Below are 11877 nucleotides of genomic sequence, written 5' to 3' on the forward strand. Positions count from 1 at the left end.
TGCGCGATCGGCCACGACGGCGCCGCAGCCCGCGACGACACAGAACCCCCGCCCCCGACCCGGCTCGCAGAACTACCCCAGCGCGGACTTCACCGAATCGGCCAACCGCCCCGCGACAGACCGAGCCTGCTCGATGTCCGCCGCCTCCACCATCACCCGCACCAGCGGCTCGGTCCCGGAGGGCCGCAGCAGTACCCGCCCGGTGCTGCCCAGCTCCCGCTCGGCCTCCGCGACGGCGGTCGCCAGCTCGGCAGAGGTCGTCACCCGGGACTTGTCCACGTCCGGCACGTTGATCAGGACCTGCGGCAGCCGCTCCATGACGGACGCGAGGTCCCGGAGCGTACGGCCGGTCTGCGCGACCCGCGCGGCCAGCATCAGGCCGGTCAGCGTGCCGTCGCCGGTGGTGGCGTGGTCGAGGATGATGACGTGGCCGGACTGCTCGCCGCCGAGGGCGTAGCCGTGCTCCTTCATCTCCTCCAGGACGTACCGGTCGCCCACCCCGGTCTGCGCGAACCGGATGCCCTCGCGCTCCATGGCGAGCTTGAAGCCCAGGTTGGACATGACGGTCGCCACGACGGTGTCGGACCGCAGCGCGTCGCGCTCCCGCATCGCCAGCGCGAGCACGGCGAGGATCTGGTCGCCGTCCACCTCCGCGCCGGTGTGGTCCACGGCCAGGCAGCGGTCGGCGTCGCCGTCGTGGGCGATGCCCAGGTCGGCACCGTGCTCGACGACGGCGCCCTTGAGCAGGTCGAGGTGGGTGGAGCCGCAGCCGTCGTTGATGTTGAGGCCGTCCGGCACCGCGCCGATGGTGACGACCTCGGCCCCGGCCCGCGCGAACGCCTCGGGCGAGACCCGGTGGGCGGCGCCGTGCGCCTCGTCGAGGACGATCTTCAGCCCGTCGAGGCGGTTGGGCAGGACGCCGACGAGGTGGGCGACGTACTGGTCGAGGCCCTCGTCGTAGTCGCGGACGCGGCCGACACCGGCGCCGGTCGGGCGGTCCCAGGGGGCACCGGTGCGGTGGTCGGCGTAGACGGCCTCGATGCGGTCCTCCAGCTCGTCGGCGAGCTTGTGGCCGCCGCGGGCGAAGAACTTGATGCCGTTGTCGGGCATGGCGTTGTGGCTCGCGGAGAGCATGACGCCGAGGTCGGCGCCGAGCGCGCCGGTGAGGTGGGCCACCGCGGGCGTCGGCAGCACGCCGACCCGCAGCACGTCCACACCGGCGCTGGCCAGGCCCGCGACCACGGCGGCCTCCAGGAACTCCCCGGAGGCGCGCGGGTCCCGTCCGACCACCGCGGTCGCGCGGTGCCCGGCGAAGGTGCCCGCCTCCGCCAGTACGTGCGCCGCGGCGACGGAGAGACCGAGCGCCAGCTCGGCCGTCAGATCCGCGTTGGCGACACCGCGCACGCCGTCCGTGCCGAAGAGTCGTCCCACTTGTCCTCCTGAGGAAACGTCAATTCCGGAAGCGGCTGCCGGTGCGGCCCACACAGCCGGCTCCCGTGGTCACGGACCCGCGTCGCAACGCACCGCCCGGCCATCCGATCACACAAGCCTTTGAGCTTCTGAACCTCTGAGCGTCTGAACGTCTTGTGCCGTTATACGCCCAACGACGGGGATAAACGAACGCCCCGGCAGCACAGTGGCGTGCCGCCGGGGCGTTCGGAGTACAGCCGGTGCGACTTAGCGCTTGCTGTACTGCGGAGCCTTGCGGGCCTTCTTCAGACCGGCCTTCTTGCGCTCGACCGCACGGTCGTCGCGCTTGAGGTAACCGGCCTTCTTGAGCGGACCGCGGTTGTTGTCGACGTCGGCCTCGTTCAGGGCGCGGGCGACACCGAGACGGAGCGCACCGGCCTGACCGGAGACGCCGCCACCCGAGATGCGGGCGATGACGTCGTAGCGGTTGTCCAGCTCGAGCACCTTGAAGGGCTCGTTGACTTCCTGCTGGTGGACCTTGTTCGGGAAGTAGTCCTCGAGCGTGCGCCCGTTGACCTTCCACTTGCCGGTGCCCGGGACGATCCGGACACGGGCGATGGCGTTCTTGCGACGGCCCAGGCCGGCGGCCGGCTGGGGCTCGCCGAAGGCGGAGGCCATGGACTCCGAGGTGTACTCGCCCTCGACGGGCACCTCGGACTCGGTGGTGTAGCTGTCGATGTCGATCTCTTCGAGCGGCTGCTCGGCAGTGGTCTCGGCCACGATGCTCCTCAGATTCTCTTCAGTCTTAGGGGGTGGCCGGAACTACTGCGCGACCTGGGTGATCTCGAACGGCTGCGGCTGCTGCGCGCCGTGCGGGTGCTGGTCACCCTTGTAGACCTTCAGCTTCGAGAGCATCTGACGGCCCAGGGAGTTCTTCGGGAGCATGCCCTTGATGGCCTTCTCGACGGCCTTCTCGGGGTTCTTGTCCAGCAGCTCGTCATAGCGCACGGAGCGCAGGCCGCCCGGGTACCCGGAGTGGCGGTACGCCATCTTCTGGGTCCGCTTGTTGCCGGAGAGGTGCACCTTGTCGGCGTTGATGATGATGACGAAGTCACCGGTGTCGACGTGGGGCGCGTAGATCGGCTTGTGCTTGCCGCGCAGGATGGAGGCCGCAGTGGTGGCCAGACGACCCAGGACGACGTCCTGAGCGTCGATGACGTGCCACTGGCGCGTCACATCGCCGGGCTTGGGGCTGTACGTACGCACGGTTCGTAGCCTTCGCTTCTTCAGTGAGTGGTCCTGACATGGTCACCGAAGACGATCACGACAGCCTTGACCGCACCGCGGTGACGCATACCGCGTGCAGGTCGCTGGTCATCGGTCCCGGTGGACCGGTGTAAGGGCCCCTCACGTGAGAATGAGCAAGCCAATACACATACGACTGTGCAGAGTACCCGGGGTCCCATAGCCGGGTCAAAACGAAGTCGCCGGGGCCGGGGCGGGCTCCGGCTCGGGCCTCGCGCGCGCGTGATCGCCGGCGGCCGCCGCGCCGGCCCGGGACCGCCGCGCGACCGTCACCGCCAGCACGCACAGCGTGAAGGCGTCCTTGAAGGCCCGCCGCCGCTCCGACTCCAGCCAGGGCCAGGTCAGCCCCGGTACCTGCGGCACCAGGGCGATCCAGAACCAGGCCCCGCGGGCCACCGAGCCGGCGTACGGCAGCCCGGCGAGCAGCAGCGGCAGGGCGACCAGGAGGTAGTGGTCGTAGGAGGGCCGGGAGACGAGGAACGCCGAGAGCATCAGGCCCGCGCCGGTCTCCGAAAGCCGCAGCGGCCCGGGGTCGGCACGGCGCCAGCGGACGTACGCGCACAGCACCCCGGCCCCGGCCGCCGCCACCGCGAGCCCCTGGGCGAGCGCCCCCGGCACCCCGAGCCGGGGCAGCACGGCCGCCGGGGATGCCTCGTAGAGCCGTACGAAGCCGTCGTCGCCGTGCAGCAGGAACGGCAGGGTGCGAGTGAAGAAGCCCGCCGGGTCGGGCATCAGCAGCGCCGCCGCCCCGCAGGCCAGCGCGGGCACCAGGACGGCCGCCGCCAGCGCCCGCCACCGCCCGGCGAACAGGAAGAGCAGGAGGACGGGCGCGAGCAGCGGCTTGAGCGCCACGGCGGCGCCGATGACCACGCCCGCCGCCGTCCACCGCCCCCGGCCGGCCAGCAGCAGGGCCAGCGGCAGGGCCACCGCCGCCGTCACGGTCCAGTTGCCGAGGCGCACCAGGTGCCCGAACGGCGCGAAGCCCACCGCGAGCCCGGTCAGCCCGAGCACCGCCAGCCGGCTGCCGAGCGGCACGCGGTGCAGCCGCAGCGCACAGGCCCAGCCCAGCGCCAGCAGGGCCGTCACCACGCACGGCACCAGCACCCGCAGCACCTCCGGAGGCAGCGCTGCCTGCGGGGCGGCGGCGAGCACCGCGCTCGGGAAGTAGAGGAAGTGCGGGTCGTCGTACGGGGAGCCGCCGGCCAGCCAGGTGCGAGCGGCCCGCACGACGATCGCGTTGTCCATCCCGCCGTCCGAGGTCACACGGCCCGCATGCACCGCGGACGCCGCCAGCACCACGACCAGCACCGCCCACGCTGGCCCGCCCGCCGGTCGCACCAACCACCCGGAGATGTCGTTTTTGCCCGTCCGCATGAACGGAACGCTAGGTGCTGCGCGGCCTTCGGAGACGCACCAGCACGCCACTTGGCCCGTCTAAGATGCGGCCCATGAGCTTTGGGCAGGGGGGACCTCAGTCGCAGTGGGATCCCTGGAAACCGCAATCGCAGCAGCAGCCCTGGAACAGTGGAGACGGCGACAACACCCCGGACTGGGCCGCTCTGGCCGAGGCATCCGAGGCCCGCGCCAAGCGGCGCCGGCTGCTCTTCATCGGTGGCGGCGCGCTGGCCACCGTGGCGATAGCCAGTGCCGTCGCCGTGGCCGTGGTCTCGGCGAACGGCTCCGGCCAGGCGTCCGACGGCCCCTCCTCGCAGCTCCCCGCGACGGCGGACATACCCAGCGCGACGGCCACCGAGCCGTCCTTCGCCCCGACCAGCGCCCCGCCGCCGCTGGACCCGAAGGACTTCGTCTCCAGCGCCAAGAAGGACAAGGCCCCGCTCAGCCCCGACCTGCTCTTCCCCGGCACCCAGCTGACCATGGGCGACACGGTCTACAAGAAGGGCCCGATGGCCGACACCCGCACCTGCGGCTCCGCCGCCCAGGGCACCCTGCCCAAGGTCCTCGACGCCAATGACTGCACCCGGCTGCTCCGCGTCACCTACACCAAGGGCGACACCGCCGTGACGGTCGGCGTGGCCGTCTTCGACACCGAGGCGCAGGCCGCCAAGGCCAAGAAGCAGGCCGACAAGAAGAGCATCGTGCGCTCCCTGTCCGGCGGCGGCGTCAAGTCCTTCTGCACCGGCGCCGTCTGCCGCTCCACCACCAACTCCTACGGCCGCTACGCCTACTTCACCGTCGCCGGCTTCACGAACGGCAAGAACGTCACGGAGAAGTCCACGGCGGTGTTCCGGGCCGGCGACGACCTGGCCGAGTTCGCCTTCCGGCAGATCCGCAGGCGCGGCGAGGCCCAGGCTTCGGCGGCGGCGGAGGGCTGATCCGGCTGCACCCGCCGCACCCGCTGCCCCCGCCCGCCGTCAGAGCCGCTTGGCGCTGCGCAGCGTCTTCGCGTAGTAGCCGTTGCCGTCCAGGCGGGAGACGCCGCCCATGTCGCCGATGGTCGGTCCGTTGACCTCCTCCCGGCTGGAGACGAAGATCAGGTGGCCCTCGGTGTCGTAGCCGAGCACCATGCCCACGTGGTCCAGCCGCTCCTTGGTGCGCGTGTCGAGCTTGAAGAAGACGAGGTCGCCGGGCTGGAGCTGGTCGATGGCGGACGGCCGGTCGTCCGGCGACACTCCGGCCAGCGGGAGCACGTCGACGCCCTCATTGGAGCGGGCCATGCCGTTGGCGGTGCGCGGCAGGCCGTCGCCGGAGGTGTCGGAGGACATCAGCGGGTAGCGGGCGCGGTAGCCGAGCACCATGCGGATGAAGCCGGAGCAGTCCAGGGACCTGGCGCGCATGGCCTCCGGCGTGCCGGTCGAGCCGTCGCGGAACGGGTACGGGACGCCGAGGTAGTCGTAGAAGTCGGACTGCTCCAGGCGCAGGTCGCCGTCCTCGGCACCGGTGGTGTTCAGCGGGCCGAAGTTCGCGTCACCGGCGTAGGCGATGCCCTGCTCGTCCTTCTTCTGCGGCGCGCCCGCCACGTACTGGAAGGCGAAGGCGAACAGGTCGTCCTCCTTGCTGTCCTGGTATTCGGCGTACCACTCCTTGAACCACTTCTTCTTCTCGGCGCCCTTCGTCCAGGGCTCGGGCATGAGGCGGACCCAGTCCGTGGTGGAGACCTTGGAGGAGGTCGAGGCGGGCTCCTCGAAGGTGCGCGCCGGTCCGGTCAGGGTGGCGGTGCGCGCCCCGTCGGTGAGCACGGCCCTGATCCGGCCGTCCGCGTCGCGCAGCACGGAGCGCGCCGGGTTCTCCAGCCGCGACCAGCTCTCCTCGCCGTCGTCCTTCGAGGTGCCGCCACTCCCGGAGCCGCGGGACCCGTCCAGGACGCCGACGTTCCTGACCTCCGTGACGCCCGTCTCCTCCTGCTTGCGCAGCTCCAGGGTGAGGTAGCCGGACGTGCCGACGAGCGCCAGCACCACCAGGCCCGAGACGACCGGACGCGACTTCTTCTTGGCTTTCGCCGCCATGGTTTGCTCCTCCTCGTTCGCGGACTCGTTCGCGGGCTCGTTCTCAGACGGTGGGCATGACGCCGAGCAGCAGGCCGGCGGCGACGACGATGTAGGCCATGAGGGAGACCGTGCCGGTGGCCAGCAGGGTGGCGCCCTTGGGCTGGCGCACCATCTGGTAGGCGACGAGGCCGGGCACGATGAACCCGAGGGTCTGGTTGCCGTAGAGGAGCGGGAACTCGATCGAGAGCACGATCATCACCGTGGCCTGGAGCAGCACGCCCAGCAGCACCACCGCGGCGAACAGCCGCTTGCCGTAAAGGATCACCAGCCGCTGCATGATCTTGGTGCCCGCATAGGTCAGCGCGGTGACGCCCACCATCATGGCCGCGCGCTGGAGGTCCTCGATGAGGGTCAGCGCGATCCAGCCCGGCGTGATCATGCCACCGGGGGACAGATTGGTGGTGAGGTAGCACAGCAGCGAGAAGAACAGGCCTATGGCGATGCCGAGGGCGGCCATCTCGGGGGTGAGTGCGGCGGTGGTCAACGGGGTCTCCGGGCAGGTGGGCGGGGGGTCCCGCCGTAGGGGTCGTCGTGCGCTTCGTCGTGGGGCGGCCAGGGCTCCCGGTCGGGGGCGTACTGCCCGTACTGCTGCTCGTACCGCTGTCCGTACCGGGGCTGCTCGTACTGCTCTTGCTGCTCTTGCTGCTGTTGCTGCTCGTACTGCTGCCGCTCGTACTGACCGTGCTGCTGCCCGTACGGTCCCGTCGGCTGGGCCGGGATGCGGACCACCGGGATCTCCTGGGTCTGCGAGGCCTGATAGCGCTCCTCGTACGCCGTCGGGTACGAGGCGAACGGGTCCAGGCTCGGCGCCGCCGCGCCGGTGTCGCTGTCGCTGTCGTCCGCCGGGAGCTCGGCCAGGAACTCCAGGAGCTCCTCGCCCTGGCCGTGGATGTTGCCGATGGCGACCAGGGAGGAGCCGTCGGACATCCGGCCGAGCAGCTCAGGCATGAACTCGTCGGCGGACCGTCGTTCGCCGCCCAGGTCGACCGCCCTCTCCCGCCACTGGGCGGGGATGGCGTCGATGGCGCTCTTGGACGGGTGCCCGATGACGAAGACGTTGTCCGGCTCCAGGTCGGGGATGATCTCGCCCATCTGCCCGTTGCGCTCGACGCGGTCCGGACGGCAGTTGATCACGACGTTGAGCGGGCGGCGGATGGCACCGAGGTCGAGCAGCTGGTTGATGTTCATCAGCGTCGACTCGGGGTCGTTGGCCGCGAAGACGTTGGCGAAGGCGAGGCGCTTGCCCTCGGGCGCCACGTAGCGCTCCACGGAGAGCACGCCCGGGTCCGGCGGGGCGTCGTACATACCCTGGAGGGCGACCTGCCGCTCCACGCCGACCAGCTCGGCGACGACCAGGGCGATCGCGACGTTCTCCTTGAAGGTGAACCAGCTGAAGCCGCGCAGCTCGTCGTCGGTGACCATCTCGGGGTCCGCGTAGACCAGTCGGCAGTTACGGGCGTCCGCCTCCTCCTGGAGGATGTGGAAGCGCTCCTTCTCGGCGGTGACGCAGATGCCGTTCTCGGGCATCGAGCGGCACAGCGAGCGCGCCACGTCGTCCAGGGTCGGGCCCATCTCGGCGAGGTGGTCCTCGCGGACGTTGCACAGCACGCCGATCGTGGAGCGGATCAGCTTGCTCTGGTTGACCTCCTGGAGGGCCGGCATGACCGCCATGCACTCGATGACCAGCGCGTCGGGACGGTAGGTGGCGGCCCGGCGGACGATGCCGATCTGCTCGACGACGTTGGCGATGCCGAACTTGCGGTAGACCGGCTCCTCGGTGGCGTCGGGGTGGATGAAGCGCGCGGCGGTACCGGTCGTCTTGGCCACGGTGACCAGGTCACCGCCGCGCAGCGCGCCCGCGCACAGCCGGGTGATGGAGGACTTGCCGCGGATGCCGTTGACGAGCACGCGGGAGGGGATGGAGTGCAGGGCCGCGTAGTGCCGGCGCTGCTCCACGATGCCCGCGACGAGCAGGAACAGGCTGCCGGCCAGCAGGACGAAGTACAGGTAGAGCACTCGGGATCACCTTCCTCCGGCGGCGGGCCGGGACTCGGCCGACCGGCGGGCCTGGTTCTGTCGGCGGGCCTGCAACTGCTGGCGGAGCAGTTCGAGGCTGCGGACGACGGCCCCGACCTCGTCCTGGTAGCGGGGGTAGTGCACGGTCTTGAGGTCTCCGTCGGCGAGCTTCTCGGCACTGGTGGCCAGGGCTCGCAGTGGCCGGGCCACGACCAGGTAGACCCAGCCCAGGCAGACGACGATCGCGGCGAGGCCCAGCATCCCGGCGAGCACGCTGCGGTCCTCACGCTCGTAGGCGGCGATCTCGAAGTGGTCGGCGTCCTGGCTGCTGACCACGGTCCAGCCGATGTCGGAGGCGATGCCGCCGCCGGAGAAGGGGGCCGCGGCGGCCACGGTGACGTCGCCGCCGTCCCGGATGAGCAGGCCGTTCTCGACGGGGCCGGCGCCGACCGGCACGTTGCCCGCGCGGACCAGGTCGGTCAGGGCGTCGCCGGGCAGCTTCTCGAAGGCCAGGAAGCCGTCGCTGGCGGCGACGGTCCGCGCGTCGGCGTTCACCACACGGACCTCGCCGAGGCCGGGCCGCTTCAGCAGCGAGTTGAGGAACTCCACCCGTACCTCGCCGACCAGGGTGGTGCCCTTGTGCTCCGGCACGGGGGCGGCGGCCTGGATCACCGGCTTCCTGTCGCCCTTGCCGGAGACGCGGACCAACGGCAGGTCCTCGTCGTCGCTCCAGTGGTGCGGGTCTCCCCCGGCACGGGCGACGACATCGCCGTCGGCGTCCACGACGTACAGGGCCTGGTAGCGGGTGTGCTCCTCCAGGGCGTCCGTCAGCAGGGTCTCGGCGGCGTCGGGGTCGTCCGCGTCGATCAGCCGGGAGGTGGAGACGAGGTCGGCCTGGGCCTCGTTGAGCGCCCGGCGGACGCGGTCGGCGATCAGGTCGGTGCGGTCGCGCTGGTCGTTGACGATGGTGGCGGGCACGCTGACCGAGCCGTCGGTGCGGTTCAGCAGCAGGCCGACCGGCACGCACCACAGGAGCAGCACAACGGCGGTCGCCGCGAGCGGCACGCGCATGCCGAGGCGGACCTTGCCGCTTTTGGCGCCGGGGCCCTCATCGGTGCCGTTGAGCTGTGCCCGCAGGCGTTCCAGCGCGGCGCCGATCCGTGCGGCCTCGCCCCAGCGGGGCACCGCGACGGGCCGGGTCAGATCGCCGCGGGCGAGCCGGCGGGACTCCAGGAACAGCCGCAGCAGCGGGCGCTGCACGGCCGCCCACAGCACGGCCGCGGCCAGCAGCCCGAGCACGACCAGCGCCCCGGCCGCGACCAGCCCGTACAGTTCCCGGCCCGTCTCGGCGGCACCCTGCTGCTGGACCACGGGCAGCATCGCCACCACGGTGAGGCCGAGGCCGGCGGCGACGCTGTCCTTCTCCTCCGGGTCGGAGGGGGCGAGGGAGGCGTACCCGGCGGTCGTGATCCGGCCGTTGTAGTCGTCGCCCAGCAGGGTCCCGCTGACGCCGGGGTAGCCCCGGGAGCCGGGCTCCCTGGCGGTGACGGGGTGCTCCTCGGTGCGTTCGGCGGCCTGGCCGGAGAGGCGGGACATCTGCTTCTGGAGGAAGACGAGTTCCTTGCGCTCCTGGTCGGAGTTGAGGGCCTCGGACTGTTCGAATCCCTCGGTCGCGAGGACCTCACCGTCCCGGGCGACGACCGCCATGCTGCGGAACGGGCCCAGGTTGATGGCGGGCACGGACAGGCTGTTGGAGGCGATCAGCAGCTGCTGCGGCCGGTCCTTCGCGTCGAGGAGCGCCATCGTCATCAGCCGGACGTCACCGGTCTCCAGCCGCACCATGCGGGGCGTGAGGGCGTGCTCGCCGGTGAGGACGTCCTTGTCGAGCCAGGCGAGAGGGATCCTTTCGCCACGCGCGGCGAGCACCTTGCCGCTCTCCAGGTCGACCACGGTGGTGCCGGTCCACTTCTGGTAGGTCCGGCCCAGGTCGGACAGGACGCGCTCCGGCTCCTCGGGCTTCTTGGCGTTCAGCGCGGCGGCGGTGCGCTCCAGGTCCGTGACCCGCTCGTCGATCGAGGCGCGCAGCGCGATCGCGCCGTCCTCCGCGAAGTGCTGCTGCGAGGACAGCACGGCCTTGGGCACCACGGTGTCCTCGCCGGGACCGAGCACCTTCGCGGTGAGAGCCGCCAGGGCGACGATCAGCAGGCACAGCACCGCGATCGGGGGGCGGATGCCGCCCAGGAGGGGCATGTCCGCGCGCCTGCGGCTGCGTCGCCGCCCTTTCCGCCCGGAGTTCGCGGCACGACTCGATGTCACCGGTCTTCTTCCTTGGTTGCTACGGGGAGCCCAGCGCGCTGGACGCACCGCTGCCGCGGTCGTGCGACGCCGTCACTGCAAAGACTGATAAATGCTGTCAAGGTTGTGGCCTCGACGCGGAAGACGTTGTGGCGCTGCTCACTCCTCCAGGGACAGCGGCTCCAGACCGTCACCGCCGGGAGCGCCCCGGTTGTAGAGGAAGCCGCGCGTGCGGTCGGCGGCCAGCCGGTAACGGGCGAGCCGCTCTTCGGACAGGCCGTCCGGGTGGTCGAGCTGGTGCTGCACGTCCACCAGCCGGTGGTCCTCGACGGCGCCGTCGGGCAGTTCCTCACCGGGCTCCGCCTCGGGCGGGATGTCCACCAGCGTGGTGCGGTGGCGGGCGGTGACGTCCCAGCCGCCCTCGGCCGTCTCCCGGAACTCGAACCAGCCGATGGCCCCCTCCTCGGTCAGCCCGGTCGGGGAGGAGTGCCGGGCCACCTGGTTGCCGAGGCCGTAGGCGACCCAGGTGCCGTTCACCTTCTGGATCGGCTGGACCACGTGGGCGTGGTGTCCGATCACCAGGTCGATGCCGGTCTCCTCGGTGATCCGCCGGGCCAGTTCCAGCTGCGGCACGCTCGGCTCGTTGTAGTGCTCCAGGCCCCAGTGGACCGAGAGGATCACCACCTCGGCCCCCGCCTTCCGGGCCTGGCTCTCGTCCTTCTTGATCTCCTCGGTGCTGCTCCGGTTGAAGGCCCAGCTCTGCTTCTCGGGCGTGGGGTTGAGGAAGGACTCCCAGGAGTACGCGAGATGCGCGACCTTGACGCCGTTGACGTCCCGGATGTTGATCTGCTCTGCTTCCTCGGACGTACGCGCCGACCCGGCGTGCCCGAGGCCCACCTCGTCCATGGCGTCCAGCGTCCGCCGTACGGCCTTGAGGCCGTGGTCGAAGGTGTGATTGGAGGCCGTGGAGCAGGTGTCGTACCCCACGTCCTTCAGAGCCGTCAGAATCTGTGGCGGCACCAGGAACTCGGGGTATCCCTGGAAGGGGCCCTTGGGCTTCCCGACGGGTGTCTCCATGTGACAGATCGCCAGGTCCGCCTCGCTGATGACCGGCTTCACCCCGGCGAGCAGCGGACCGAAATCCAGCCCGGCCTCGCCCTCGCCGGTCTCCTCGGCGTCCTTGGCCGCCTGCTCCACCAGCTCGGGGTGGATCAGTACGTCACCCGCGGCGGCCACGGTGAACGAGCGTCCGCCAGGCTTCGCCTGCGGCTCCACGGACCCGGAGGCGCACGCGGTGGCCAGAGTGGCGGTAACCACCAGGATCGCCACGGCACGACCCATACGG

The 11877-nt window shown here is 71.2% G+C and carries 10 protein-coding genes; 1 reads left to right on the forward strand and 9 read right to left on the reverse strand.

From position 1 onward, the window contains the following. Positions 1 to 72: 72 nt before the first annotated feature. From glmM to ACFW48_RS10205, 4 genes are all read right to left on the reverse strand, one after another. Positions 73 to 1431 carry a phosphoglucosamine mutase gene (glmM, locus tag ACFW48_RS10190; RefSeq protein WP_386312414.1) on the reverse strand — a complete coding sequence of 453 codons (1359 nt, stop codon included), beginning with the start codon at positions 1429 to 1431 and terminating at the stop codon, positions 73 to 75. Between the two features lie 246 nt (positions 1432 to 1677). Further along, positions 1678 to 2190 carry a 30S ribosomal protein S9 gene (gene rpsI, locus ACFW48_RS10195; RefSeq protein ID WP_310871721.1) on the reverse strand — a complete coding sequence of 171 codons (513 nt, stop codon included), beginning with the start codon at positions 2188 to 2190 and terminating at the stop codon, positions 1678 to 1680. Positions 2191 to 2232: 42 nt separating this feature from the next. Then, a complete protein-coding gene (gene rplM / locus ACFW48_RS10200; RefSeq protein WP_003974239.1) occupies positions 2233 to 2676 on the reverse strand; it encodes a 50S ribosomal protein L13 in 444 nt (147 codons plus the stop codon). Positions 2677 to 2883: 207 nt separating this feature from the next. Beyond that, positions 2884 to 4089, reverse strand: coding sequence for a glycosyltransferase 87 family protein (locus ACFW48_RS10205; RefSeq protein ID WP_386312418.1), 1206 nt, complete (start codon positions 4087 to 4089; stop codon positions 2884 to 2886). A 74-nt stretch (positions 4090 to 4163) separates the two neighbouring features. Here ACFW48_RS10205 and ACFW48_RS10210 point away from each other — a divergent pair, with 74 nt between their 5' ends. Next, positions 4164 to 5048 carry a hypothetical protein gene (locus ACFW48_RS10210; RefSeq protein WP_386312421.1) on the forward strand — a complete coding sequence of 295 codons (885 nt, stop codon included), beginning with the start codon at positions 4164 to 4166 and terminating at the stop codon, positions 5046 to 5048. Positions 5049 to 5087: 39 nt separating this feature from the next. On the opposite strand, the gene ACFW48_RS10215 is transcribed toward ACFW48_RS10210, so the two are convergent. From ACFW48_RS10215 to ACFW48_RS10235, 5 genes are all read right to left on the reverse strand, one after another. After that, positions 5088 to 6179, reverse strand: coding sequence for a C40 family peptidase (locus ACFW48_RS10215; protein ID WP_386312424.1), 1092 nt, complete (start codon positions 6177 to 6179; stop codon positions 5088 to 5090). A 43-nt stretch (positions 6180 to 6222) separates the two neighbouring features. Then, a complete protein-coding gene (locus ACFW48_RS10220; protein ID WP_184761006.1) occupies positions 6223 to 6705 on the reverse strand; it encodes a poly-gamma-glutamate biosynthesis protein PgsC/CapC in 483 nt (160 codons plus the stop codon). Then, positions 6702 to 8237, reverse strand: coding sequence for a poly-gamma-glutamate synthase PgsB (pgsB, locus tag ACFW48_RS10225; RefSeq protein ID WP_386312428.1), 1536 nt, complete (start codon positions 8235 to 8237; stop codon positions 6702 to 6704). The genes ACFW48_RS10220 and pgsB overlap by 4 nt, the downstream gene beginning before the upstream one ends. A 6-nt stretch (positions 8238 to 8243) precedes the next feature. Next, positions 8244 to 10487, reverse strand: coding sequence for a HAMP domain-containing protein (locus ACFW48_RS10230; RefSeq protein ID WP_386312430.1), 2244 nt, complete (start codon positions 10485 to 10487; stop codon positions 8244 to 8246). Between the two features lie 204 nt (positions 10488 to 10691). Further along, positions 10692 to 11873, reverse strand: a complete 1182-nt coding sequence (locus tag ACFW48_RS10235; RefSeq protein ID WP_386312433.1) for a CapA family protein — start codon at positions 11871 to 11873, stop codon at positions 10692 to 10694. Positions 11874 to 11877: the final 4 nt, after the last annotated feature.

Origin of the sequence: Streptomyces sp. NPDC058812, assembly GCF_042744565.1 — a bacterium.
Lineage (GTDB): Bacteria > Actinomycetota > Actinomycetes > Streptomycetales > Streptomycetaceae > Streptomyces > Streptomyces thinghirensis.